Origin of the sequence: Streptomyces cavernicola (assembly GCF_029968035.1) — a bacterium.
Taxonomy (GTDB): domain Bacteria; phylum Actinomycetota; class Actinomycetes; order Streptomycetales; family Streptomycetaceae; genus Streptomyces; species Streptomyces cavernicola.
In genome coordinates this window covers 50,642-76,455 of record NZ_JASCIQ010000003.1, presented here as the reverse complement: position 1 = coordinate 76,455, position 25,814 = coordinate 50,642, and the positions used below count along the sequence as shown (strand labels likewise).

The window sequence follows — 25,814 nt, the reverse complement described above, 5'->3', positions numbered from 1 at the left end:
GAACCGGGAAAACCGGTTCCGCCCCTTCTCGCCTTCCGCCCGCGAACCCGTCCGTCCCCGGGCATCCGCGCAGTGCGCCCGTACGGACGCACCTCCACCATTGCCCCGTACCGCCGACCGCGGCCGGGCCGAAGGCCCCGAGCCGGCCGGCCACAAGTCCCGCCACAAGTCCCGTGCCAGGTAAGGACGTCCTCGGGCGCGGTCCTCGGCGGCAAGGCAGAATGCGGGGGTGACCGCAGAACCCACCGCAGCCCCGCACGCCCCCCAGGAGTCGGACCCGCACACCCCCCGGCAGTCGCACGGACCCCAGGAGTCGCACGCCTCCCGGCAGTCGCAGCCGCACGCCCCCGGGCAGTCGGCGCCCGACATGCGTCCGCGGGCCGTGGCCAAGCGGCTGCTCGTGCCGGTCGGCGTGCTCGGCTCGGTCGCCGCGGCCTTCGCGTACGTCGGCTCGGTCGATCCCAACGAGCCCGGTCACTACCCGACCTGCCCGCTGCTCGCGCTCACCGGGATCCTCTGTCCCGGCTGCGGCGGGCTCCGCAGTGCGCATGCGTTCATCCACGGCGACCTGCTCACCGCGATCGGCGCCAACGCGGCGGCCGTCGTCGGGTACGTGGTCTTCGGCATCGGCTGGGTCGCGTGGACCGTCGCCTCGGCCCGCGGCCGCGCCTGGCGGCTGAATCCGAGCGGCGCGCAGCTGTGGACGATCGGCGCGGTACTCGCCGTGTTCAGCGTGGTCCGCAACCTGCCCTTCGGCGCCTGGCTCGCGCCGTGAACACCCTCCGGAACAGGCCGCGCTCCGCGGCGCACGTCCAGGTAGTGGGACCGCGGTCCCGCCGATGCGGAGCCGCGGCCACTGTCCGGATACCATCGCAGTGCCTACCGGATTGCGCCCCCGGCGCGACCACTCCGGCAGGGCAGTGCCCCACCGGATCCGCAGGACCCGGTGCAGTCAGCTCGCTTAGCCGTCAGGGAAGGGGGCCGCTCGCGTGAGTGTGCTCGACGAGATCATCGAAGGCGTGCGAGAGGACCTCGCCGAGCGGCAGGCGCGCGTCAGCCTCGACGAGCTCAAGGAGCGAGCGGCGAAGGCACCGCAGGCCAAGGACGGAGTGGCCGCCCTGCGCGGCGACGGCGTCAAGGTGATCTGCGAGGTCAAGCGCTCCAGCCCGTCCAAGGGCGCGCTCGCCGCGATCGCCGACCCGGCCGGCCTCGCCGCCGACTACGAGGCGGGCGGCGCCGCCGTCATCTCCGTCCTCACCGAGCAGCGCCGCTTCGGCGGCTCGCTCGCCGACCTGGAGGCCGTCCGCGCCAAGGTCGACATCCCCGTCCTGCGCAAGGACTTCATCGTCACGGCGTACCAGCTGTGGGAGGCGCGGGCGTACGGCGCCGACCTCGTCCTGCTGATCGTCGCCGCCCTCGACCAGGAGGCGCTCGTCTCCCTCATCGAGCGCGCCGAGTCCATCGGGCTCACGCCGCTCGTCGAGGTGCACGACGAGGAGGAGGTCGAGCGGGCGGTGGCCGCGGGCGCGAAGATCATCGGTGTGAACGCCCGTGACCTCAAGACGCTGAAGGTCCACCGCTCGACCTTCACCCGCGTGGCCCCGGAGATCCCGCCGCACATCGTGCGGATCGCCGAGTCCGGAGTGCGCGGCCCGCACGACCTGATCGCGTACGCCAACGACGGCGCGGACGCGGTGCTCGTGGGCGAGTCCCTCGTGACGGGCAAGGACCCGAAGGCCGCCGTCGTCGACCTGGTGGCCGCGGGCGAGCACCCCGCGCTGCGGCACGGGCGGAGCTGAACCCACCGCCATGCCCATCGCCGCCCGCCTCGGACCCGGTTGCCGCCCTCGCGGCTGCCGGGCGCCGGCGCGGCGTGTGCACGGGCGCCGGGTGCGGTACGTGATCGGCGATGAGCCGGGCCAGGTCAACGGGATGCGATGGCGCGGGGCGACGGGGTCTCTTCCCCAGCCCCGCCCCTTCCCGTAACCGGGGGCAAGCCCCCGGACCCCCTTGATCGCCTGAACGGCTCGTCCTCAAGCGCCGGACAGGCTGATTTGCGTACCCACTAGGAGCATGTCGCACATGTCCAGTCAGTTCTTCATCCCCGATCCGGACGGTCAAGTCCCCACCGCGCAGGGCTACTTCGGCGCATTCGGCGGGAAGTTCATCCCGGAGGCGCTCGTCGCCGCCGTCGACGAGGTCGCCGTCGAGTACGAGAAGGCCAAGAACGACCCCGAGTTCGCGCGTGAGCTCGACGACCTCCTGGTCAACTACACCGGGCGGCCCAGCTCGCTCACCGAGGTGCCGCGGTTCGCCGAACACGCCGGTGGCGCCCGGGTGTTCCTCAAGCGCGAGGACCTCAACCACACCGGCTCGCACAAGATCAACAACGTGCTCGGGCAGGCCCTGCTCACCAAGCGGATGGGCAAGACCCGCGTCATCGCCGAGACCGGCGCCGGCCAGCACGGCGTCGCCACGGCCACCGCCTGCGCGCTCTTCGGCCTCGACTGCACCATCTACATGGGCGAGATCGACACCCAGCGCCAGGCCCTCAACGTGGCCCGGATGCGCATGCTGGGCGCCGAGGTCGTCGCCGTGAAGTCCGGCAGCCGCACCCTCAAGGACGCCATCAACGAGGCGTTCCGCGACTGGGTCGCCAACGTGGACAGGACCCACTACCTGTTCGGAACCGTGGCCGGTCCGCACCCCTTCCCCGCCATGGTCCGCGACTTCCACCGCGTCATCGGCGTCGAGGCCCGCCGGCAGATCCTGGAGCAGGCGGGACGGCTGCCCGACGCCGCCGTGGCCTGTGTCGGCGGCGGCTCCAACGCCATCGGCCTGTTCCACGCCTTCATCCCGGACGCGGACGTACGCCTGATCGGCTGCGAGCCCGCCGGGCACGGCGTCGAGACCGGTGAGCACGCCGCCACCCTGACCGCGGGCGAGCCGGGCATCCTGCACGGTTCGCGCTCGTACGTCCTGCAGGACGAGGAGGGCCAGATCACCGAGCCGTACTCGATCTCGGCCGGGCTCGACTACCCGGGCATCGGCCCTGAGCACGCGTACCTCAAGGACAGCGGGCGCGGCGAGTACCGGGCCGTGACCGACGACGCCGCGATGCAGGCGCTGCGCCTGCTCTCCCGTACGGAGGGCATCATTCCGGCGATCGAGAGCGCGCACGCCCTGGCCGGCGCGATCGAGGTCGGCAAGGAGCTGGGCAAGGACGGCCTGATCGTCGTCAACCTGTCGGGCCGCGGCGACAAGGACATGGACACCGCCGCGCGCTACTTCGGCCTTTACGAAGAGGGCGCCGACGCCGAGGTGGCCGCCGACGCCGCCGACACCGCTGAGATCGAGGGGGACGCCAAGTGAGCGGGAACGTACGGCTGTTGAGCGAGACCCTCGCCGGCGCCAAGGCCGAGGGCCGGGCCGCGCTCGTCGCGTACCTGCCGGCCGGCTTCCCGACCGTCGACGGTGGCATCGCGGCGGCCAAGGCGGTCCTGGAGTCCGGGGCCGACGTCGTGGAGATCGGCCTGCCGCACAGCGACCCGGTGCTCGACGGCCCGGTCATCCAGACCGCCGACGACATCGCGCTGCGCGGCGGCGTCAAGATCAAGGACGTGCTCCGCACGGTCCGCGAGGCGCACGCCGCGACCGGCAAGCCGATCCTCGTCATGACGTACTGGAACCCCGTCGACCGCTACGGCGTCGAGCGGTTCGCCGCCGAGCTCGCCGAGGCGGGCGGCGCCGGGTGCATCCTGCCCGACCTACCCGTCGAGGAGTCCGGCCTGTGGCGGGAGCACGCGGACAAGCACGGTCTCGGCACCGTGTTCGTCGTCGCGCCCAGCAGCAAGGACGCCCGCCTCGCCACCATCACGGCGGCCGGCTCGGGCTTCGTGTACGCGGCGTCCCTGATGGGCGTCACCGGCACCCGCGAGTCGGTCGGCAGCCAGGCCGCCGACCTGGTGCGGCGCACCCGCGCCACCACCGACCTGCCGGTCTGCGTCGGCCTCGGCGTCTCCAACGCCCGGCAGGCCGCCGAGGTCGCGGGCTTCGCGGACGGCGTCATCGTCGGCTCGGCCTTCGTCAAGGCCATGCTCGACGCCCCGGACGAGGCCGAGGGCCTCGACGCGGTCCGCATCCTCGCCGCCGACCTGGCGCAGGGCGTGCGCAGCGCCGGCCTGGAGGCGTAGCGAGGCGCAGCGGGCAGCGACAGGGCCCGCATAGAACGGCCCGGCGGGCTCATCGCTCGTACGGGTGGACCTGGGACCGGGGAGGCATGCTCATGCCTCCCCGGTTCGTTTGCGGGTTGTGAGCGAGAAGAACCGTGAGGGAAAGCGCGCCGCCCGCGAACGGCTGGCGATCGAGCGCGAGAAGCAGAAGGCGCAGGAGCGGCGCCGCCGCACACTGATCGTGGCCGCCGCCGTGGTGGGGGTCCTCGGCCTGGCCGCCGTCATCGGCGTGATCGCCGCCAATGCGGGCAAGGACGAGAAGGACGCCGCGGGCCCGGTCGTGGCCCCGAAGGGGGCGATGGGCAAGGACGGCCTCGCGATCCCGGTCGGCAAGGAGAGCGCCAAGTCGACCCTCACGATCTGGGAGGACTTCCGCTGCCCGGCGTGCGCCCAGTTCGAGAACATGTACCGGCAGACGATCCACCAGCTCGTCGACAAGGGCCAGCTGAAGGTCGAGTACCACCTCGCCACGATCATCGACGGGAACATGGGCGGCGAGGGCTCCGTCCGCGCCGCCAACGCCGCGGCCTGCGCCCAGGACGCCGGGAAGTTCACGCCGTACCACGACGTGCTCTTCCAGAACCAGCCGCCGGAGCCCGACGACGCCTTCGCCAAGAACGACAAGCTCCTGGAGCTCGCCGGCAAGGTCGAAGGCCTCAACACCCCCACGTTCGAGAAGTGCGTGAACGACGGGGCGCACGACAGCTGGGTGGCCCGCTCCAACGAGGCCTTCCAGAAGGGCGGCTTCCGCGGCACGCCGACGGTACAGCTCGACGGCAAGGACATCTTCAGCGACCAGAAGAACCCGCTGACGCCCGCCAAGCTCAAGCAGATGGTCGAGGCGAAGGCGCAGTAGCCGCCGCGCGGGGTCGGCGCTCCGGACCCTCGGCGTCGCTTGTTATGCAGCCGTTAGACCGGGTGGATTGCCGTACGGCAAGCCCGGCACGGTAGCGTCGACCCCGCCATGGAACTCCTTGCCTTCATCCCCAGCCCGGCCAAGGGTGAGATCGACCCCTTCGGCATCCCCCTGCGCGGCTACGCGTTCTGCATCATCATCGGCGTCTTCGTGGCCGTCTGGCTCGGCGGCCGCCGGTGGATCGCCCGCGGCGGCCGTGCCGGGACGGTCGCGGACATCGCCGTGTGGGCGGTGCCCTTCGGCCTCGTCGGCGGACGGCTCTACCACGTCATCACCGACTACGAGCTGTACTTCAGCGAGGGCCGCAACCCGGTCGACGCCCTCAAGATCTGGGAGGGCGGCCTCGGCATCTGGGGCGCCATCGCGCTCGGTGCGCTCGGCGCCTGGATCGGCTGCCGCCGCCGCGGCATCCCGCTCCCCGCGTACGCGGACGCCGTCGCCCCCGGCATCGCCTTCGCCCAGGCCATCGGCCGCTGGGGCAACTGGTTCAACCAGGAGCTGTACGGCCGCGCCACGGACCTGCCGTGGGCCCTGGAGATCACCCGCGTCGACGGCGGCCGGGTGCCGGGCACGTACCACCCGACGTTCCTGTACGAGTCGCTGTGGTGCGTCGGCGTCGCGGTCCTCGTCATCTGGGCCGACCGTCGCTTCAAGCTGGGCCACGGCCGGGCGTTCGCCCTGTACGTCGCGGCGTACTGCGCGGGGCGCGGCTGGATCGAGTACATGCGCGTGGACGACGTGCAGATGGACGACGTGCTCGGGCTTCGGCTGAACGTCTGGACGTCGATCCTGGTCTTCCTGCTTGCGGTGGCGTACATGGTGGTTTCGGCGAAGCTGCGGCCGGGGCGGGAGGAGATCGTGGAGCCGGGGGATCCGGATGACGACGAGCCGTCGTCGTCGGCTTCCGACGGTGAGGCTTCCGATGACAATCCTTCGGACAAGGGCTCCGATGGCGCCGCTGGGCCCGGGATCGCCAAGAAGGTCTGACGTTTCCTTTCCCCACCCCGCCCCTTCCCGAAATCCTGCGGAGCTTCGGGGGCCAAGCCCCCGGACCCCCGCTCCTCAATCGCCGGAGGGGCTCAATTTTGAGCCCCTCCGGCGATTGATGCGTGCGGCAGGACTACGTACGCAGTTCCCGGTCCCGCAGGGCCAATACGCGCCGCGCCCCCGTCACCACCGCCGCGTCGACGAAGCGGCCGTCCGGGAGGGCCAGGGCGCCGGACTCCGAATCCGCCGCCTTGACGATCTCCTCCGCCGCGGCCACCTCCGCCGGATCCGGCAGGTAGGCCCGCTCGATCACCGGCAGTTGGCGCGGGTGGATCGCGGCGCGGCCGAGGAAGCCGAGGGCGCGGCCGCGGGCGCAGGACGCGGCCAGGCCGTCCAGGTCCAGGATGTCCGGGTGGACCGACTGGGCCGGGGGAGCGAGCCCCGCCGCGCGGCTCGCGCAGACCACCCGGGAGCGGGCCCAGTCGAGGCCCGAGTCGCTCGCGCCCAGGTCCGCCCGGAGGTCCGCCTCACCGACGCCGAGGCCGCGCAGCGCGGCGTGGGCGGTGGCCACGGCGTACGCGCGCTCGATGCCGAGGGCCGATTCGAGCAGCGCGAACAGCGGCAGGGAGTCGGTGAGTTCGGCGACCCGGACCACCTGGCCGGGGTCCGTGACCTTGGGCAGACGCAGGCCCGCGAGGCCCGGCAGGCCGGTGAGGGCGAGCAGGTCGGCCCCGGCGTACGGGCTGTCCAGGGCGTTGACGCGGACGTGCACCGGGACCTGGTGGCGGCCGGTGAGCAGCTCGGCGGTGGCGGTGCGCGCGTACTCCTTGCGGTCGGGCGCCACCGCGTCCTCCAGGTCGACGACGACCGCGTCCGCGCGCGAGGCGAGGGCCTTGGCGACCGTGGCCGGGCGGTCGCCCGGGACGTACAGCCAGGTGAGGATCGGCGCGGGGGTCATACGGCGCCGGCCTTGCGCAGGTCGGCGATCTCCTCGTCGCCGAGGCCGAGTTCGGTCAGGACGGTGTCCGTGTCCGCGCCGTGCGCGCGGCCGGCCCAGCGGATCGCGCCCGGTGTGGACGAGAGGCGGAACAGCACGTTCTGCATCCGGATCGCGCCGAGTTCGGGGTCGTCGACGGTGGTGACCGTGTCGAGGGCCGCGTACTGCGGATCGGCGAGGACGTCCCGTACGTCGTGGATGGGGGCGATCGCCGCCTCGGCCTTCTCGAAGGCGGCGATGACCTCGTCGCGGGTGCGCTCGGCGATCCAGTCGCCGACGGCCGCGTCCAGGACGTCGGCGTGCGCGGCCCGGTCCACGCCGGTCGCGAACCAGGGCTCGTCGATCAGATCGGGCCGGCCGACGAGATGCAGGACGCGTTCCGCGATGGACTGCGCGGAGGTGGAGACGGCCACCCAGCGGTCGTCGGCGGTGCGGTAGGTGTTGCGGGGCGCGTTGTTGGTGGAGCGGTTGCCCGTGCGCGGCTGCACGAAGCCGAGCTGGTCGTACCAGAGCGGCTGCGGGCCGAGCACGGTGAGGATCGGCTCGATGATCGCCATGTCGACGACCTGGCCACGGCCGGTGGCGGTACGGGCGGCGAGCGCGGTCATGATCGCGTACGCGGTGGCGAGACCGGCGATGGAGTCGGCGAGGCCGAACGGCGGCAGCGTCGGCGGGCCTTCCGGTTCGCCCGTGATCGCCGCGAAGCCGCTCATCGCCTCGGCGAGCGTGCCGAAGCCGGGGCGGTGCGAGTACGGGCCGAACTGGCCGAAGCCGGTGACGCGGGCGAGCACCAACCGCTCGTTGGCGGCGCTCAGTTCGTCCCAGCCGAGGCCCCAGCGCTCCAGGGTGCCGGGGCGGAAGTTCTCGATCACGACGTCTGCGGTGGCGGCGAGGCGCAGGAGCGTGGCGCGGCCGCCTTCGGTGGAGAGGTCGAGGGTGACGGTGCGCTTGTTGCGGCCGAGGAGCTTCCACCACAGGCCGACGCCGTCCTTGGCGGGGCCGTGGCCGCGGGAGGGGTCGGGGCGGCGGGGGTGCTCGACCTTGATCACTTCTGCGCCGAAGTCGCCGAGCATGGTGGCGGCGAGGGGGCCGGCGAAGAGGGTGGCCAGGTCCAGTACGCGGAGGTTGTTCAGGGGTGCGGGTGCGTTGTGCATGCGGGTCCTTGGGGGTGCGGGCCGGGCTTGTCGTTCAGCGCACTCGGCGCGTTGGCGTTGTGCCCACCCGTTCCGCCCTGCGGAACGCCTGCCCACAACGCGGTGAGGCGGGCCAGCTCGTCGAAGCCGATGCCGTTGAAGTCGCATACGGATGTGGTGAGTTGGTTCTTCAGCGGGGCCGTCCAGCGTTCGTCGATCGCGTCGGCGGAGCCCGCGAGGAGGCCCGCGACCGCGCCCGCTGTCGCGCCGACCGAGTCGGTGTCCCAGCCGCCGGACACCGCCCGTGTCACCGAGCCGTCGAAGTCGCCGTCGGCGTGGGTGAGCGCGGCGGCGAGCAGCGCGGCGTTGGGCACGACGTGCACCCAGTGGTGCTCGCCGTAAGCGGCGTGCAGGGTGTCGACGACCGTGTCGAACGCGGTGTGCGTGCGGGCGAGCCGGATGCCGTGCCGCACGGCCCGTGCGAGCCGGGAGCCGGGCGGGACGACGGCGAGCCCGGCGCGCAGCGCACGGTGCACGTCGGCGGTGCCGGACGCGGCCGAGGCGATCGTGGCGGCCGCGAACATCGCCCCGTACACGCCGTTGGCGGTGTGGGTGAGGACCGCGTCCCGGTGGGCCTGTTCGGCGGCGGCGCCGGGGTCGCCGGGGTGGGTCAGGCCGTGCACGTCGGCGCGGATGAGGGCGCCGATCCACTCCCGGAACGGGTTGCGGCGCCGGGCGGTGCGCGGCGGCTCGACCCCGTCGAGGAGGTTGCGGTACGCGACCCGCTCGGCGGTGAACGTACGGCCGGCCGGGAGTTCGTCCAGCCAGAGCGCCGCCACGTCGCGGGTGGTGAAGTCCGGACCGTAGCGGCGCAGCAACTCCAGGTTGAGGAGCGGGTAGTTGAGGTCGTCGTCCTCCGGCATGCCGTCGATGTTCTCGGCGAGCGAGGTGGCGGCGCTGCGCCGGTTCCACGGGTACGCGGCGGAGAGCACCGGGGACAGGCCGCGGGCGGTGAAGTAGCCGGTGAGCGGCCAGTTGCCGGTGGCGCGGGCGAGGGCGCGGATGCCGGTCAGAGGCAGCTTCTCGACGGGCTTGCCGAGCAGGCAGCCGACGGCGCGGCCCAGCCAGGCGGCGTGCAGCCGGTCGAGGCCGGCCTCGGCAGTGGGGCCGGGGGAGGGCCAGGAGGCGCCGCACAGGGCTTTGATCGCGGGCAGCTCGGTGGGTTCCTCGTCCGCCTCCGACGGCGTCAACTCGGCCAGTTCGTCGATGAGTTCGGTCGCTAGGGCGCGCAGCTCGGGGGTGGCCGGGGTGGTGGCCGCGCCCGCGCGTACGGGGGCCGGGGCGCCGCCCGCCGTACGCCAGCGGTCGGCGACGCGGGCGACGGCCCCGGCGTCCCGGCGGTCCTCGGCGGCCTGGCGCAGTTCGTGACCGAGCAGGTCCTCGGGCTGCACCCAGGTCAGCCGCAGCGCGGGAGAGCCGACAGGGGGGACGGCAGGGGCGGGGCTCATGCCGGGTCGCCCGCGAGCAGCTCGAAGGCGTCCGCGTGCGCCGCCCTGCGCTCCTGGTCGCGGGCGAACACCTCGCGCGCCACCGCCGCGAGCAGCTGCGCCGGTGCGTGCAGGTCGAGCCGGCTGGCCTCGGCGACCTGCTTCGCCCAGTCCTCGGGCGGACCGGAGCCCAGTGCGCCCGCGATCGCGCCGCCCATCGTGGCGATCGAGTCGCAGTCCCGGCCGTAGTTGACGGAGCCGAGGACCGTACGGCGGTAGTCGCCCGCGCCGACCAGCAGCATGCCGAGGGCGATGGGGAGTTCCTCGATGGAGTGCAGCCGGGACGGGCGGCGGGCGCCGAGCGAGGGGGCGCGGTAGTCGGGGCCGACCGTGTCGAAGGGCGCGACGGCCTCGCGCAGCGGGCGGAGCGCGGACTCGAAGTCCTGGTGGCGCACGGCGACTTCGCAGACCGCCTCGATCGCCGAGCGCGTACCGTCCCTGGCCAGACGCAGGCAGGCGTCCACCACCGACGCGGGGCTCGCGTCCGGCGCGCAGGCCGCAGCGACCGCCGCCGCGAACACCCCGGCCGCCTCCCTGCCGTACGAGGACTGGTGGGCGCCCGCGACGTCGAGGGCCTCGGCGTAGGCGGCGCGCGGGTCGGCCGCGTTGACCAGGCCGACGGGCGCCATGTACATCGCGGCGCCGCAGTTGACGATGTTCCCCGCGCCGGCCTCGCGTGGGTCGACGTGGCCGTAGTGCAGCCGGGCCACGAGCCACTTCTCGGCGAGGAAGATCCGCTGCAGCGGAAGCGCCTCGGCCTCCAGCTCGGGGATCCAGCGGGGCGTGCCCATCAGGTCGGGGACCAGGTGGTCGGCGACCGCGTACGCGTCCAGGTGGTCGCGGACCGTGGCGTACACGCGGACCAGTGCGTGCGTCATCAAGGTGTCGTCGGTGACGTGCCCGTCGCCCTTGTGGTAGGGGGCGATCGGCCTGGCCGTACGCCAGTCGTCGCCGTGCCAGGGGCCGACGATGCCGTTGATCCGGCCGCCGTGCCGCTCGCTGATCTGCTCGGGCGTCCAGCCCTCGACGGGGCCGCCGAGCGCGTCGCCGACGGCCGCGCCGACGAGGCTCGCGGTGATGCGCTCGTCGAGGGTGGGCCTGCGGGCCTGGGGTGCGGTGTCTGTCGTGTCCGTCATGGGGCGGAGTGTCCACCCGCGGCGGTCAGTTGTGGCGAGGGCGCGACAGGAGGTCGGCCAGTTCGGTGCCCAGCTCCACCAGATCGGTCCCCGCGAGCCGCGGCAGCGCGCACCCCGACAGGCTGCGGCAGGCGTCCCGCCAGCTCTTCGGCACGCTCTCCGCGCCGCCGAGCGCGCCGGTCAGCGCGCCCGCGAGCGCCGGCGCCGAGTCCGCGACCCGCGAGAGGCAGGCGGCGGCGGGCACGGCCTCGGCGAGACTGCCGCGCGCAGCGGTGACCAGGGCGAGGGCGACGGGCACGGTCTCGGCGGCGGCGATCCCATAGCTGTAGACGTGGTCGACGATCTGGTGCTCCAGGAGCGGTACGAGCGCGAAGGTGCCGTTCTCGTCGGTGTGCCGGGCGAGGTGCACGGCGAGACGGGCGTTGCGGCCGATCTCCGTCTCGTGCGGCAGCTGGTCGAGCGCGGCGTCCACGGCGGCGTCCACGTTCGGCTGCGCGAGGGCCACGGAGACGGCGGCGGCGATCGCGCGGGCGCCGTGCACGCCGTCGCCGTCCTGGGTGTAGCGGGCGTCGAACTCGGCCAGTTCGGCGGCCGTTTGGGGATCGCCGGGGTGTACGGCCGCGAGCACGGCGGCCCGTACGCAGGCCGCGTCGTCGAAGAAGTGCGGATTGTCGTGCCCGGTCGCGGGCGGGCGAAGCCCGGTGGCGAGATTGCCGAGCCCGGCCCGTACGGAGATCCGGGCGCGCAGCGGGATCCGCGCCGACTCGACCTCGGGGGCGCGGTCCGCGGCGGCGGCGATCTGCGCGGCGAGGATCTGCCAGTGGTGGTCGATGGCGGCGCGCACGTCGGTCGGTACGTCAGCTGCCGCTGCCAGTACGGCGGTTGCGGTGTACGCGGCCCACTCGGCGTCGTCGGAGGGGCCGAGGCGGAGGGGTTCGGGGGGCTGGTTGAGGGCGATGGGGACGGGGAGGGTGGTGGTGGCGTTCTGCTCGGCGAAGGTGTCCAGCTCTCGGGTGAGTCTTCTCGTCCACTCCGGCATGCGGGCGGCGCGGTGTCTGGCCGCGGGCCAGCCGGCTGCGTCGCCTGCGGCGAGGCCGAGGAGCAGGCCTTGGAGTTGGGTGCGGGTGGGGGCGGAGTTACTGCCCACAGGGGTGATGGCGGGGTCCGTGGTCATGAGGTCTCCTCCGGCGTGAGCAAGTCCGCGATGTCCAGGACGTGGTAGCCCGCCATCGACGGGAGGCAGGTGCCGCGGACCTGGCCGATGGTCGCCGCCCAGTCCGGGGGGATCGCGGTGACCGTGCGGACCGCGCCCGCGAGCGCGCCCGCGAGGGCCGCCGTCGTGTCCGCGTCACGGCCCATGTTGACCGCGCTCAGGACCGCCTCGCGGAAGTCCCCGCGGGCCGCGGCGAACGCGCCGAACGCGAGGCCGACCGCCTCCGGGGCGAGGTCCGTCCACGGGTAGCCGCCGATCACCACCGCCTTGCGGACCGCGCGTTCCCCGTCCGGCGCGGCCACCACCGCGCGGCGCAGCGAGCGGGAGGTCCAGGAGTCCATGGGGATCACCGAGAGCGCCGCGCCGATGACGGCCGCCGGGCCCTCGCCGACCATCGCCGCCGCGACGCCCGCCGCGACCGCCTGCCCGCCGTAGATGCCCTCGCCGTCGTGGCTGACCGTGCCGTCGATGGCGACCAGGCGGGCCGCCTCGGCCGGGTCGCCCGCGGCGAAGACGCCGAAGGGGGCCGCGCGCATCGCGAGGCCGTCGCTCCAGGCGTGCCGGTGCTGGGCGGTGACGGGGGCGGCGAGGCCGCGGCGGAGGTTCTCCAGGGTGCCGCGTTCGCTGAACCCCGCGCCGCGGAAGGGGCCTTCGTCGACGTCCGCGATCCACCGGTGCCAGGCCTTCTCGGCGTGCGCCACGGTCAGGGCCGAGCCGTGCCGCGCGAGCAGCAGGCCGGAGAAGATCGCGTACTCGGTGTCGTCCGTGCCCGCCGGGTCGTCCGTGAGGAAACCCTCGACGCGGCCCCAACGGGCCCGGATCTCCGAGGGCTTCATGTTCTCGACGGGGGCACCGAGCGCGTCGCCGACCGCGAGGCCGAGCAGCGCACCCCGTGCGCGGGCCCGGAGCTCCGCCGCGCCGCCGGGTGCGGGTACCGGGAAATCGCATGCAATCGACGCCATGGCAGATGCGTTCCACGCGAGCGCGCGCCGGGCCCGCACGACGGCTTACGTCACCCCATCGACGCTTCGGGAAGGGGCCGTACGGCACCTCTGAGAAGGGACGAAAGCCCTGGTAAGTACGGCCTTCCTTGCTGGCGAGGGATTTTTTTCGGGCGTATTTTCGAGTGCGAGAAGGGGGTCCGGGAGGGCCCTGGAGGGGGAGCGGGGCACGCTTGAGGACCCGGCTCCGGAGGAAGGGGCACCACCGGCGATGGCGATCATCGACAACGAGGCCACGTTGCACGTGGCGCACCGCGACAACCACACCCACCGCGACGTCAACGGCGGCTGGCTGCGGCCCGCGGTGTTCGGCGCGATGGACGGGCTCGTGTCCAACCTGGCGCTGATGACCGGCGTCGCGGGCGGCTCCGTCTCGCAGCAGACCATCGTCATCACAGGACTCGCCGGTCTCGCGGCCGGCGCGTTCTCCATGGCCGCCGGCGAGTACACCTCCGTCGCCTCCCAACGCGAGCTGGTCCAGGCCGAGTTGGCCGTGGAGCGGCATCAGCTGCGCAAGCACCCGAAGGACGAGGAGCAGGAGCTCGCCGAGCTGTACGAGGCGCGCGGTGTCGAGCCCGCCCTCGCGCGCGAGGTGGCCCGGCAGCTGTCTCACGATCCGGAACAGGCCCTGGAGATCCACGCCCGCGAGGAGCTCGGCATCGACCCCGGCGACCTGCCCTCGCCGGTGACGGCCGCGGCGTCCTCGTTCGGCGCGTTCGCGCTCGGCGCGCTGCTTCCCGTACTGCCGTATCTGCTGGGCGCGAGCGCGCTCTGGCCGGCCGTCGTCCTCGCGCTGCTCGGGCTCTTCGCCTGCGGTGCGGTGGTGGCCCGGGTGACCGCTCGGTCCTGGTGGTTCAGCGGTCTCAGGCAGCTCGCACTGGGTGGAGCGGCGGCCGGTGTGACGTACGCCCTGGGCACGTTCTTCGGTGCGGCTCTAGGATGAGCGCGCGAAGGTATATGCAACGAACCGCATAACCAATCGTTACTCGGCGGTTTCAGCTGCTTGACCGCGGGGCATGAGCCGTAAGCGCTGCGGGCAACGAGGCCCCGTCGCATCGGGCCCACGGTCGTTGATCTGTCCGCAACGGAGCCCTTTTCATCGCGCGAGCGAAGCTCGCCGGTGTCCGCATGATGGAACGAAGTATCCGGTTTTCGAGAAGGCCGCCATCATGTAATCTGCACGAAATTTTGCGCACCGCGAGGGCCAACGTCGTCCCTCGGCACATGCACACATTGCACATTTGCCAATACGACGACGGGAGTGCCGATGCGTTCCGACGCCTGGTCGCCCATGGACGGTCGCCCCGCCCCGCAGGGCATGTACGACCCCCGTAACGAACACGACGCCTGCGGTGTCGGGTTCGTGGCCACCCTCACTGGTGTTGCCAGCCACGAGCTGGTCGAGCAGGCGCTCACCGTACTGCGCAATCTGGAACACCGAGGCGCCACCGGCTCCGAGCCCGACTCGGGTGACGGCGCCGGCATCCTCTTCCAGGTTCCCGACGCCTTCCTGCGCGAGGCCGCCGGCTTCGAGCTGCCCGAGGCGGGCGCGTACGCCGTCGGCATCGCCTTCCTGCCCGTGGACAGCGCGGACGAGACCGCCGCGCGCATCGAGGCCATCGCCGCCGAAGAGGGCCTGAACGTCCTCGGCTGGCGTGACGTGCCGGTCGCGCCCGAGCTGCTCGGCGCCTCCGCCCGCTCCACGATGCCGGTCTTCCGCCAGCTCTTCGTCGGTGGGGGCACCTCCCGGACGGAGTCTGGGGGAGGCGCCTCGAAGGACATCGCGCTGGACCGCAAGGCCTTCGTCCTGCGTAAGCGCGCCGAGCGCGAGGCCGCGACGTACTTCCCGTCGCTGTCCGCCCGCACGATCGTCTACAAGGGCATGCTGACCACCGGCCAGCTGGAGCCCTTCTTCCCGGACCTGTCCGACCGCCGGCTCGCCTCGGCCGTCGCGCTCGTCCACTCCCGCTTCTCCACGAACACGTTCCCGTCGTGGCCGCTCGCGCACCCGTACCGCTTCGTCGCGCACAACGGTGAGATCAACACCGTCAAGGGCAACCGGAACTGGATGCGGGCCCGCGAGTCCCAGCTCGTCTCGGACCTCTTCGGTAACGAGAAGCTGGACCGGATCTTCCCCGTCTGCACCCCGGACGCCTCCGACTCCGCGTCCTTCGACGAGGTGCTCGAGCTCCTGCACCTGGGCGGCCGTTCGCTGCCGCACTCCGTGCTCATGATGATCCCCGAGGCCTGGGAGAACCACGCCTCGATGGACCCGGCCCGCCGCGCCTTCTACCAGTTCCACTCCACGATGATGGAGCCCTGGGACGGCCCGGCCTGTGTCACCTTCACCGACGGCACCCAGGTCGGCGCGGTCCTCGACCGCAACGGCCTGCGCCCCGGCCGCTACTGGGTCACCGACGACGGCCTCGTCGTCCTCGGCTCCGAGGTCGGCGTCCTCGACATCGACCCGGCGAAGGTCGTCAAGAAGGGCCGTCTGCAGCCCGGCCGCATGTTCCTCGTGGACACCGCCGAGCACCGCATCATCGAGGACGACGAGATCAAGGCCGCCCTCGCCGCCGAGCAGCCGTACGAGGAGTGGCTGGAGGCCGGCGAGATCGAGCTCTCCGACCTGCCCGAGCGCGAGCACATCGTGCACACGCACGCCTCGGTCACCCGCCGCCAGCAGACCTTCGGCTACACCGAGGAGGAGCTGCGCGTCCTGCTCACGCCGATGGCCAAGTCCGGTGCGGAGCCGATCGGTTCGATGGGCACGGACACCCCGATCGCGGCCCTGTCCGAGCGCCCCCGGCTGATCTTCGACTACTTCACGCAGCTGTTCGCGCAGGTCACCAACCCGCCGCTCGACGCCATCCGCGAGGAGCTCGTCACCTCGCTGCACAGCTCGCTCGGCCCGCAGGGCAACCTGCTCGAGCCGACCGCCGCCTCGTGCCGCTCGGTCACCCTGCCCTTCCCGGTGATCGACAACGACGAGCTGGCCAAGCTCATCCACATCAACGCCGACGGCGACATGCCGGGCATGACGGCCGTGACGCTGTCCGGCCTGTACCGCGTCTCCGGCGGCGGCGAGACCCTCGCCGCCCGCATCGAGGAGATCTGCGCGGAGGCCGACGCGGCCATCGAGTCCGGCGCCCGCCTGATCGTCCTCTCCGACCGCCACTCGGACGCCGAGCACGCCCCGATCCCGTCGCTGCTGCTCACCGCCGCCGTCCACCACCACCTCATCCGTACGAAGCAGCGCACCCAGGTGGGCCTGCTCGTCGAGGCCGGTGACGTCCGCGAGGTCCACCACGTCGCCCTGCTGATCGGCTACGGCGCCGCCGCCGTGAACCCGTACCTGGCGATGGAGTCCGTCGAGGACCTGGTCCGCGCCGGCACGTTCCTGCCGGGCATCGAGGCCGAGCAGGCCATCCGGAACCTGATCTACGCCCTCGGCAAGGGCGTCCTCAAGGTCATGTCGAAGATGGGCATCTCGACCGTCGCCTCCTACCGCGGCGCCCAGGTCTTCGAGGGCGTCGGCCTCGACCAGGCCTTCGTCGAGAAGTACTTCAACGGCACCACCACCAAGATCGGCGGCGTCGGCATCGACGTCATCGCCGACGAGGTCGCCGCCCGCCACGCCAAGGCCTACCCGGCCTCCGGCGTCCCCTCGGCGCACCGCGCCCTGGAGATCGGCGGCGAGTACCAGTGGCGCCGCGAGGGCGAGCCGCACCTGTTCGACCCGGAGACGGTGTTCCGCCTCCAGCACTCCACGCGGCAGCGCAAGTACGACGTGTTCAAGCAGTACACGGACCGCGTCAACGAGCAGTCCGAGCGCCTGATGACGCTCCGCGGCCTGTTCGGCTTCAAGTCGGACCGCCCGTCGATCTCCATCGACGAGGTAGAGCCGGCTTCCGAGATCGTCAAGCGCTTCTCCACCGGCGCCATGTCGTACGGCTCGATCTCCCGCGAGGCGCACGAGACCCTCGCCATCGCCATGAACCAGCTGGGCGGCAAGTCCAACACCGGTGAGGGCGGCGAGGACCCGGAGCGCCTGTACGACCCGGCGCGCCGCTCGTCCATCAAGCAGGTCGCCTCCGGCCGCTTCGGTGTGACCTCGGAGTACCTGGTCAACGCCGACGACATCCAGATCAAGATGGCCCAGGGCGCCAAGCCCGGCGAGGGCGGCCAGCTGCCCGGCCACAAGGTCTACCCGTGGGTCGCCAAGACGCGGCACTCCACGCCGGGCGTCGGCCTGATCTCGCCGCCGCCGCACCACGACATCTACTCCATCGAGGACCTGGCTCAGCTGATCCACGACCTCAAGAACGCCAACCCGGCGGCCCGCATCCACGTGAAGCTGGTCTCCGAGGTCGGCGTCGGCACGGTCGCCGCGGGTGTCTCCAAGGCCCACGCGGACGTGGTCCTGATCTCCGGCCACGACGGCGGTACGGGTGCTTCTCCCCTTACGTCTTTGAAGCACGCGGGCGGCCCCTGGGAGCTCGGTCTCGCCGAGACCCAGCAGACCCTGCTGCTCAACGGCCTGCGCGACCGCATCGTCGTGCAGACCGACGGCCAGCTGAAGACCGGCCGTGACGTGATCATCGCCGCGCTGCTCGGCGCCGAGGAGTTCGGTTTCGCGACCGCGCCGCTCGTCGTCTCCGGCTGCGTCATGATGCGCGTCTGCCACCTGGACACCTGCCCGGTCGGCATCGCCACGCAGAACCCGACGCTCCGCGACCGGTTCTCCGGCAAGGCCGAGTACGTCGTGAACTTCTTCGAGTTCATCGCCGAGGAGGTCCGCGAGCTCCTCGCCGAGCTGGGCTTCCGCACCATCGAGGAGGCCGTCGGCCACGCCGAACTCCTCGACACCGAGCGGGCCGTGAACCACTGGAAGGCCCAGGGCCTCGACCTGGAGCCGCTGTTCCACGTGCCCGAGCTGCCCGCGGGCGCCGTACGCCACCAGCTGGTCGAGCAGGACCACGGCCTGGAGAAGGCGCTCGACAACGAGCTGATCAAGCTCGCCGCCGACGCCCTCGCCGCGGACAGCGCGCAGGAGGCCCAGGCGGTCCGCGCCCAGGTCGCCATCCGCAACATCAACCGCACGGTCGGCACCATGCTCGGCCACGAGGTGACGAAGAAGTTCGGCGGCGCGGGCCTGCCCGACGACACCGTCGACATCACCTTCACCGGCTCCGCGGGCCAGTCCTTCGGCGCGTTCGTGCCGCGCGGTGTGACGCTGCGCCTGGAGGGCGACGCCAACGACTACGTCGGCAAGGGCCTCTCCGGTGGCCGCCTCGTGGTCCGCCCGGACCGCGGCGCCGACCACCTCGCCGAGTACTCGACCATCGCCGGCAACACCATCGGCTACGGCGCGACCGGCGGCGAGATCTACCTCCGCGGCCGGGTCGGCGAGCGCTTCTGCGTCCGCAACTCCGGTGCCACGGTGGTCTCCGAGGGCGTGGGTGACCACGGCTGCGAGTACATGACCGGCGGCCAGGCCGTCGTCCTCGGCGAGACCGGCCGCAACTTCGCGGCGGGCATGTCCGGCGGTGTCGCGTACGTCATCGACCTGGACACCGACAACGTCAACGCCGGCAACGCCGCGGCCGTCGAAGCCCTCGACGCGACCGACAAGCAGTGGCTGCACGAGGTCGTGCGCCGCCACCAGGAGGAGACCGGCTCGACGGTCGCCGAGAAGCTGCTCGCCGAGTGGTCCGTCGCGGTGGAACGCTTCAGCAAGATCATCCCCAGTACGTACAAGGCAGTGCTCGCCGCCAAGGACGCCGCCGAGCTGGCCGGGCTCCCCGAGTCCGAGACCCACGAGAAGATGATGGAGGCGGCGATCAATGGCTGACCCGAAGGGCTTCCTCAACCACGGCCGCGAGGTCGCCGAGACCCGCCCCGTCGGCGAGCGGGTGCGCGACTGGAACGAGGTCTACGTTCCGGGCTCGCTGCTCCCGATCATCTCCCAGCAGGCCTCGCGCTGCATGGACTGCGGCATCCCGTTCTGCCACAACGGCTGCCCGCTCGGGAACCTGATCCCCGAGTGGAACGACTACGCGTACCGCGAGGACTGGTCGGCGGCGTCCGAGCGCCTGCACGCCACGAACAACTTCCCGGAGTTCACGGGCCGGCTGTGCCCCGCTCCGTGCGAGTCGGCGTGTGTGCTCGGCATCAACCAGCCTGCCGTGACCATCAAGAACGTCGAGGTCTCGATCATCGACAAGGCGTGGGACGCGGGCGACGTGGCCCCGCAGGCGCCGGAGCGGCTGAGTGGCAAGACGGTCGCGGTGATCGGTTCCGGTCCCGCCGGCCTCGCCGCCGCCCAGCAGCTGACCCGGGCCGGTCACACGGTCGCCGTGTACGAGCGCGCGGACCGCATCGGCGGCCTGCTCCGCTACGGCATCCCCGAGTTCAAGATGGAGAAGCGGCACATCAACCGCCGCATCGAGCAGATGCGCGCGGAGGGCACCAAGTTCCGCACCGAGATCGAGATCGGCCGCGACATCGACGCCGCGAAGCTCCGCAAGCGGTACGACGCGGTCGTCATCGCCGCCGGCGCCACGGTCTCGCGTGATCTCCCGGTCCCCGGCCGCGAGTTGAACGGCATCCACTTCGCGATGGAGTACCTGCCGCTCGCCAACAAGGTGCAGGAGGGCGACTACGTGGCGCCCCCGATCACCGCCGAGGGCAAGCACGTCGTCGTCATCGGCGGCGGCGACACCGGCGCGGACTGCGTCGGCACCGCCCACCGGCAGGGCGCGGCCTCCGTCACGCAGCTGGAGATCATGCCGCAGCCGGGCGAGGAGCGGAACGCGAACCAGCCCTGGCCGACCTTCCCCATGCTCTACAAGGTCACCTCCGCGCACGAGGAGGGCGGCGAGCGGGTCTACTCCGTCTCCACCACCCACTTCGAGGGCGACGAGGACGGCAACGTCCAGTTCCTGCACCTCGTCGAGGTGGAGTTCAAGGACGGCAAGCTGGAGCAGAAGCCGGGGACGGAGCGTCGCATCCCCGCTCAGCTGGTCACCCTCGCGATGGGCTTCACCGGCACCGACCAGGAGAACGGTCTGGTCTCGCAGTTCGGCCTGGAGCTCGACGCTCGTGGCAACGTCGCCCGCGACGCCGACTTCCAGACCAACGTCCCCGGCGTGTACGTCGCCGGTGACGCGGGCCGCGGCCAGTCCCTGATCGTCTGGGCCATCGCCGAGGGACGCTCGGCCGCCCGCGGCGTGGACCGCTTCCTCACCGGGGCGTCGGACCTCCCGGCCCCCATCCGGCCCACGGACCGCGCCCTCACGGTGTGAGTGGTCCGTACGGCCCCAACTGACGCTCCGTACAACGGCGTACGGACCTGACGCAGCGCCTGCCCTACTGTCCCCGACCGGACTTTGGGCGGGCGCTGCGGCATTTCCTCCCAGTCCTGCGGACAACTCCGGGGCTGTGCCCCGCGCCCTCGGTTGTCTTTCGGCTGCGGCTTCGTCGTGGCTGGTCGCGCAGTTCCCCACGCCCCTGTAGGGCGCCCCAAGATCAGCCTCTCCGGCGTTTGAGGAGCGGGGTCTGGGGCGGAGCCCCAGTTACGGGAAGGGGCGGGGTGGGGAAGGAGCTCGCCGCAGGCGCTGCCCCACTCGTGTGAACGTTGCACAGCCCGCAACCGCCGAAGCGTATGTTGCACTCCCCGCAATGAGAGTCACGGTTCGGCCGCGTATCCGGATGGGTCTAGACCGCCCTGTTCCGACGTGGTGAGAATCACTCAGCGGGGGTCGTTCACCGAGACCTCCGAGTGGAGCGTATGGACCGCCATCCAGGAGGCGCCGGTATGAAGCGACGTGTCATCGCGGCGGGGATCGCCCTGACGCTCGGCCTGACCGCGACGGCATGCGGCGAGGGCTCGGGCGACGAGGGCGCCGCAACCGACGGCAAGGGCAAGACCCTCACCGTATGGATCATGGAGGGCACCAACCCGGACGCGCGGCCCTTCTTCAAGGAGGCCGCGGCGGCGTTCAAGAAGAAGACCGGCGCGAACATCAAGGTCGAGTACCAGCAGTGGGCCACGGCCCAGAAGAAGTTCACGACCGCGATCGAGGGCGGCGCCGACCAGGTCCCGGACGTCGCGGAGGTGGGCACCACCTGGGTGCCGCAGTTCGCCGAGACGGGCGCGCTCGTCGACGTCACCGGCAAGGTGGAGAAGTCCGGGCTCAGCGGCGACCTCGTCGAGGGCCTCAAGGACGCGGGCACGCTGGAGGGCAAGCAGTACGGCATGCCCTGGTACGCGGGCGTCCGCTCGATCGTGTACCGCAAGGACCTCTTCGAGAAGCACAAGATCAAGCCGCCGACGAACTGGAAGGAACTGACAGCCGCCGCCAAGACGCTGAAGGAGAAGGAGCCCGACAAGGTCGCCTTCCCCGTCGCCGGCGGCGCCGAGATGTTCGCGACCGCGTTCATCTGGGGCGCGGGCGGCGAACTCGCCACCGAGAAGGGCGGCAAGTGGAAGTCGGCGATCAACTCGCCGAAGTCCGTCGAGGGCATCGAGTACTACACCGGCCTCGCCACCGAGGAGAAGGTCTCCCCGGCCAAGGTGAACACCTGGACCGAGAAGGAGGTCGGCGACGCCTGGAACAAGGGCCAGATCTCCATGGCCGTCGGCGGCAACTGGACACCGAAGGCCATCGTCGAGGCCAACCCGGACCTCAAGGGCAAGCTCGGCGCCATCCCGATCCCCGGCCAGGACGGCGGCATGAGCCGCTCCTTCCTCGGCGGCTCGTACCTCTCCACGTTCAACACCGAGAACAAGGACTTGGCCTGGGAGTTCGTGAAGCTCCTGACCACCGGCGAGTTCGCCGCCAAGTGGGCGCAGCAGACCAACTACTTCCCCGGCCAGAACTCCGAGCTGGAGAAGGTCGCCGCGAAGAAGGACCCGCTGGTCGAGCCGTTCGCGAAGCAGATGCTGGAGGCCGGCGCGACCGTCCCGAAGACCAAGGCGTACGGCGAGATCCAGGCCTCGCAGGTCGTCACCGGCATGGTGCAGTCGATCCTGAGCGGCAAGGCGACCGTCCAGGAGGCCGCCGACAAGGCCGCCAAGGGCATGGACGCCATCTTCGCCAAGGGCGAGTGAGGACGGCGGGCACGTGAAAGACACGCTCATCGGCGGGAGCGGCCGGGCCGCCAGGGACACCGAGGACACCCTGGCGGCCGGCCGCACCGCCCCCGCGAACCCCGGACCCGGCACCGACACCGACGCGACCGCGCTCCGCCGCCGCAGAAGGGTCGAACTCACCCGCCCCTGGCTCCTGTTGGCGCCCGCCCTGATCGTCCTGGCCGGGCTGCTGCTCTGGCCGCTCGTCCAGGTCGGCAAGCTCTCCCTGCAGGACTACGAGGTCAAGTTCGGCGGCGGCGTCGGCACCTTCACCGGCTTCGACCACTACGCCGACCTGCTCACCAGCGGGCTCCTGTGGAAGACCGTCCTGCCCAACACGGTGTTCTTCGCCGTCGCCTGCGTCGGCCTGACCATCGCCCTCGGCACCCTCGTCGCGCTGCTCCTCAACCGGCTCGGCACCACCTGGCGGCTGATCTGCTCGGTCGCGATCCTCGCCGCCTGGGCGATGCCCGCCGTCACCGGCACGTACGTCTGGATCTGGCTGTTCCAGCCGCAGGACGGACTGTTCTCCCAACTCGCGGGCGCCGCGGGCCTGATCGACCCCGAGACCACCAACTGGTTCACCGAACGGCTGCCGTTCTACGCCATCGCGACGGTGAACGTCGTCCACCACGGCTTCCCGTTCGTCGCCATCACCGTCCTCGCCGGCCTCCTCACCATCCCCAAGGAGCTGTACGAGGCGGGCATGATCGACGGCGCCAACGCCTGGCAGCGGTTCTGGAAGATCACCGTGCCCACCATCAAGCCGGTCTTCCTCGTCGTCACGATCCTGTCGACCATCTGGGACTTCAAGGTGTTCACGCAGATCTTCGTGATGCCGGGCGGCAACGGCTCCAACCCGGACGTGTACAACCTCGGCGTCTTCTCGTACATCGAGGCCTTCGCCAAGAACGACTACGGGGCCGGTTCCGCCGCGGCCGTGCTGCTCACGCTGCTGCTGCTGGCCATCACGGTCGTCTACATCAGGACCCTGTTCCGGCAAGGGGAGGAGGAGCTGTGACGTCGCTCGCCACGCGGGGACCCGCACGCCGGATCGGGCTCGGCGCCGCCGTCGCCGCGCTCCTCGTCTTCACGCTGTTCCCCGTCTACTGGATGGTCTCCACCGCCTTCGACCCGAAGGCCCTCACCCGCGGCTCCGACCTGCTGCCCAGCGGCGTCACCCTCGACCACTTCCAACTGGTCTTCGAGCGCGGCAACTTCGGCACGTACCTGCTGAACTCGGCGATCGTCGGCGGCGCCACCATCCTCGCCGCCGCCGTGCTCTCGCTGTTCGCGGCGATCGCGGTGGCCCGGTTCAGGTTCCGCTTCCGCACCTCCGTGCTGATCATGATCCTGATCGTGCAGATGGTGCCGCTGGAGGCCCTGGTCATCCCGCTCTTCATCCAGATGCGGGACTACGAGATGCTCAACTCGCTGCTCGGCCTGAGCGTCGTCTACATCGCGTTGTCGCTGCCGTTCGCGATCTGGACGCTGCGCGGCTTCGTCGCCACCGTGCCGAAGGAAGTCGAGGAGGCCGCGTACATCGACGGGGCGTCCTGGCCGCGGATGTTCTGGTCGGTGCTGCTGCCCCTGGTCGCACCCGGTCTCGTCGCCACCTCGATCTTCGCGTTCATCACCGCGTGGAACGAGTTCGTGTTCGCGTACACCTTCATGAAGGGCAGCGACAAGTACACGGCCGCCGTGGGCATCTACCAGTTCTTCGGCGAGAACTCCACGGCCTGGGGCCCGGTGATGGCCAGCTCCACGCTCGTCACCCTGCCCGTGATGATCTTCTTCGTCGTGGTCCACCGGAAGCTCGGCTCCGGACTCGCGGCCGGAGCGGTCAAGGGCTGAACCTCGCGTGGTGTGGACCCCCGTCGTCGGCCGGCGGGGGCCCACCCGTGTCTCCTCAGGCCGTCATCCCGCCGTCCACCGTGAACTCCGCGCCCGTGATGTACGAGGACGCGTCCGACACCAGGAAGCGCACCAACTCCCCGACCTCCTCCGGGCGTCCGGTGCGGCCGGCCGGCAGATGCGACCAGTCCCGGCCCGCCGTCGCCGCCGCGATCATCGGGGTGTCGATCGCCCCCGGATGCACCGAGTTCACCCGGATCTTGTACGGCGCCAGATCCAGCGCCGACGACCGCGTCAGACCCCGGAGCCCGAACTTCGACGAGCCGTACGCCGCATGCCCCGGCAGGCCCGTGAGCCCCGCCGTCGACGAGATGTTCACGATCGAGCCCCCGCCCGCCTCGCGCAGCGCCGGCACCACCGCCTGTATCCCCAGGAACGGCCCGAGCAGATTGACCTTGAGCAGCGCCTCGAAGTTGTCGTACGTCTCCTCCTCCACGGAAGCCGTACGCCACAGCGCCGCGTTGTTCACCAGCGCGTCGAGCCGCCCGAACCGCTCCACGGCCGCACCCACCGCGTCCGCCCAGCTCTTCGCGTCCGACACGTCGTGCCGTACGAACAGGCCCTGCCCGCCCAGGGATTCGGCGACCGCGCGGCCCTCCTCCTCAAGGAGGTCCGTGACCACGACGCGGGCCCCCGCCTCCGCGCACAGCCGGGCCTCCGCCGCGCCCTGACCGCGGGCCGCGCCCGTGATCAGGACCGTGGTGCCGTCGAGGGTGCTGCTTGTGCTCGTGCCGCTCACGCTCGTACCGCCCATGCTCGTGCCTCCCGCTGGCTGGATATGACTAATAGTCATAGTCGGGGATGCGGTGTCGTAACCTCAACCAGCAGCAGCCGTCGGGTCGTCAGCACGCACCAGGAGCGCCCTATGCCGTCCGCCATCAGCCTGCGCAAGGTCGAGGAGAGGGCCCCCGCCCTCGTCTCCCTCTACAAGCGCGCCGGCGCCAGCCTGGCCGAGCACGGCCTCGACTCGGCGCGCGCCGCGGTCTACCTGGTCCTCGACTACTCCGGCTCGATGCGCCCGTATTACGCCGACGGCACTGTCCAGGCGCTCGCCGAGCGGGTGTTGGGGCTCTCCGCGCACCTCGACGACGACGGGCGCGTGCCGACCGTGTTCTTCTCCACCGACGTCGACGCCGTCGACTCCATCGCCCTCGACGACCACCGGGGCAGCGTCGAACGGATCGTGTCCCGCCTCGGGCACATGGGGAAGACCAGCTACCACCTGGCCATGGACGCGGTCATCGACCACTACCTCGACAGCGGCGCCACCGACCCCGCCCTCGTCGTCTTCCAGACCGACGGCGGCCCCATCAGCCGCCCGGCCGCCGAGCGCTACCTCTGCAAGGCCGCGAAACTCCCGCTGTTCTGGCAGTTCGTCGGCTTCGGCGACCCGGACAGCAAACAGTTCGACTTTCTGCGCAAACTCGATGAACTCCCCGTCCCGCAGCGCCGCGTCGTGGACAACGCCGGCTTCTTCCACGCCGGCAAGAACCCGCGCAAGGTCCGGGACGCCGTCCTCTACGACCGGCTCCTCGCCGAGTTCCCGCAGTGGCTGGCGGCCGCCCGCGCCCAGGGGATCGTGCCCGCGCCCGTGGTATGACC

Annotated in this window: 21 protein-coding genes; 14 read left to right on the top strand and 7 right to left on the bottom strand. The window is 71.6% G+C overall.

Features of this window, described 5'->3' with window-relative positions:
- The first annotated feature begins 367 nt into the window (after window positions 1-367).
- The 7 genes from QIS96_RS03900 (at window position 368) to lgt (ending at window position 6,135) form a co-directional block, all read left to right on the top strand.
- On the top strand, window positions 368-775 hold the full coding sequence (locus QIS96_RS03900) for a DUF2752 domain-containing protein (protein ID WP_282541099.1): 408 nt from the start codon (window positions 368-370) through the stop codon (window positions 773-775).
- Window positions 776-989: 214 nt separating this feature from the next.
- Window positions 990-1,799, top strand: a complete 810-nt coding sequence (gene trpC / locus QIS96_RS03895) for an indole-3-glycerol phosphate synthase TrpC (protein WP_282540920.1) — start codon at window positions 990-992, stop codon at window positions 1,797-1,799.
- A gap of 10 nt (window positions 1,800-1,809) precedes the next feature.
- The gene (trpM, locus tag QIS96_RS37795) at window positions 1,810-1,986 is read left to right on the top strand and encodes a tryptophan biosynthesis modulator TrpM (protein ID WP_408907117.1); all 177 of its coding nucleotides are present in this window, start codon (window positions 1,810-1,812) and stop codon (window positions 1,984-1,986) included.
- 96 nt (window positions 1,987-2,082) lie between these two features.
- Complete coding sequence (trpB, locus tag QIS96_RS03890) at window positions 2,083-3,372, top strand: tryptophan synthase subunit beta (RefSeq protein WP_282540919.1); 1,290 nt, start codon at window positions 2,083-2,085, stop codon at window positions 3,370-3,372.
- Complete coding sequence (trpA, locus tag QIS96_RS03885) at window positions 3,369-4,193, top strand: tryptophan synthase subunit alpha (RefSeq protein WP_282540918.1); 825 nt, start codon at window positions 3,369-3,371, stop codon at window positions 4,191-4,193. Before trpB ends, trpA begins: the two co-directional genes overlap by 4 nt.
- Window positions 4,194-4,311: 118 nt before the next feature.
- Window positions 4,312-5,088, top strand: coding sequence for a DsbA family protein (locus tag QIS96_RS03880; RefSeq protein WP_282540917.1), 777 nt, complete (start codon window positions 4,312-4,314; stop codon window positions 5,086-5,088).
- Between the two features lie 108 nt (window positions 5,089-5,196).
- The gene (gene lgt, locus QIS96_RS03875; RefSeq protein ID WP_282540916.1) at window positions 5,197-6,135 is read left to right on the top strand and encodes a prolipoprotein diacylglyceryl transferase; all 939 of its coding nucleotides are present in this window, start codon (window positions 5,197-5,199) and stop codon (window positions 6,133-6,135) included.
- Between the two features lie 133 nt (window positions 6,136-6,268).
- Here the strand turns inward: lgt and QIS96_RS03870 are convergent, their stop codons facing one another.
- The 6 genes from QIS96_RS03870 to QIS96_RS03845 are packed head-to-tail and all read right to left on the bottom strand — an operon-like array spanning window position 6,269 to window position 13,123.
- Complete coding sequence (locus QIS96_RS03870) at window positions 6,269-7,093, bottom strand: HpcH/HpaI aldolase/citrate lyase family protein (protein WP_282540915.1); 825 nt, start codon at window positions 7,091-7,093, stop codon at window positions 6,269-6,271.
- Complete coding sequence (locus QIS96_RS03865; protein ID WP_282540914.1) at window positions 7,090-8,286, bottom strand: CaiB/BaiF CoA transferase family protein; 1,197 nt, start codon at window positions 8,284-8,286, stop codon at window positions 7,090-7,092. The genes QIS96_RS03870 and QIS96_RS03865 overlap by 4 nt, the downstream gene beginning before the upstream one ends.
- On the bottom strand, window positions 8,262-9,773 hold the full coding sequence (locus QIS96_RS03860; protein WP_282540913.1) for an ADP-ribosylglycohydrolase family protein: 1,512 nt from the start codon (window positions 9,771-9,773) through the stop codon (window positions 8,262-8,264). Before QIS96_RS03860 ends, QIS96_RS03865 begins: the two co-directional genes overlap by 25 nt.
- The gene (locus tag QIS96_RS03855; RefSeq protein ID WP_282540912.1) at window positions 9,770-10,948 is read right to left on the bottom strand and encodes an ADP-ribosylglycohydrolase family protein; all 1,179 of its coding nucleotides are present in this window, start codon (window positions 10,946-10,948) and stop codon (window positions 9,770-9,772) included. Before QIS96_RS03855 ends, QIS96_RS03860 begins: the two co-directional genes overlap by 4 nt.
- A gap of 25 nt (window positions 10,949-10,973) precedes the next feature.
- The gene (locus tag QIS96_RS03850; RefSeq protein WP_408907122.1) at window positions 10,974-12,191 is read right to left on the bottom strand and encodes an ADP-ribosylglycohydrolase family protein; all 1,218 of its coding nucleotides are present in this window, start codon (window positions 12,189-12,191) and stop codon (window positions 10,974-10,976) included.
- The gene (locus QIS96_RS03845) at window positions 12,119-13,123 is read right to left on the bottom strand and encodes an ADP-ribosylglycohydrolase family protein (RefSeq protein WP_282540910.1); all 1,005 of its coding nucleotides are present in this window, start codon (window positions 13,121-13,123) and stop codon (window positions 12,119-12,121) included. The genes QIS96_RS03850 and QIS96_RS03845 overlap by 73 nt, the downstream gene beginning before the upstream one ends.
- Window positions 13,124-13,373: 250 nt before the next feature.
- On the opposite strand from QIS96_RS03845, the gene QIS96_RS03840 reads away from it, so the two are divergent.
- The 6 genes from QIS96_RS03840 to QIS96_RS03815 all read left to right on the top strand — a co-directional run bounded on the left by QIS96_RS03840 (window position 13,374) and on the right by QIS96_RS03815 (window position 24,152).
- Window positions 13,374-14,105: a VIT1/CCC1 transporter family protein gene (locus tag QIS96_RS03840; protein WP_282540909.1), complete on the top strand. Its 732-nt coding sequence runs from the start codon at window positions 13,374-13,376 to the stop codon at window positions 14,103-14,105.
- Window positions 14,106-14,429: 324 nt separating this feature from the next.
- Window positions 14,430-19,016 carry a glutamate synthase large subunit gene (gene gltB, locus QIS96_RS03835; RefSeq protein WP_282540908.1) on the top strand — a complete coding sequence of 1,529 codons (4,587 nt, stop codon included), beginning with the start codon at window positions 14,430-14,432 and terminating at the stop codon, window positions 19,014-19,016.
- A complete protein-coding gene (locus QIS96_RS03830) occupies window positions 19,009-20,469 on the top strand; it encodes a glutamate synthase subunit beta (protein WP_282540907.1) in 1,461 nt (486 codons plus the stop codon). The genes gltB and QIS96_RS03830 overlap by 8 nt, the downstream gene beginning before the upstream one ends.
- A gap of 512 nt (window positions 20,470-20,981) precedes the next feature.
- Entirely contained in the window at window positions 20,982-22,277 is a 1,296-nt protein-coding gene (locus QIS96_RS03825) for a sugar ABC transporter substrate-binding protein (protein WP_282540906.1), read from the top strand.
- Between the two features lie 13 nt (window positions 22,278-22,290).
- The gene (locus tag QIS96_RS03820; protein WP_282540905.1) at window positions 22,291-23,319 is read left to right on the top strand and encodes a carbohydrate ABC transporter permease; all 1,029 of its coding nucleotides are present in this window, start codon (window positions 22,291-22,293) and stop codon (window positions 23,317-23,319) included.
- A complete protein-coding gene (locus tag QIS96_RS03815; RefSeq protein ID WP_282540904.1) occupies window positions 23,316-24,152 on the top strand; it encodes a carbohydrate ABC transporter permease in 837 nt (278 codons plus the stop codon). Before QIS96_RS03820 ends, QIS96_RS03815 begins: the two co-directional genes overlap by 4 nt.
- A 55-nt stretch (window positions 24,153-24,207) precedes the next feature.
- Here QIS96_RS03815 and QIS96_RS03810 read toward each other — a convergent pair whose 3' ends face one another.
- A complete protein-coding gene (locus QIS96_RS03810; RefSeq protein ID WP_282540903.1) occupies window positions 24,208-24,966 on the bottom strand; it encodes an SDR family NAD(P)-dependent oxidoreductase in 759 nt (252 codons plus the stop codon).
- A gap of 111 nt (window positions 24,967-25,077) precedes the next feature.
- Between QIS96_RS03810 and QIS96_RS03805 the strand changes: the two genes are divergently transcribed.
- Window positions 25,078-25,812, top strand: a complete 735-nt coding sequence (locus tag QIS96_RS03805) for a vWA domain-containing protein (protein ID WP_282540902.1) — start codon at window positions 25,078-25,080, stop codon at window positions 25,810-25,812.
- The last annotated feature ends 2 nt before the right edge of the window (window positions 25,813-25,814 follow it).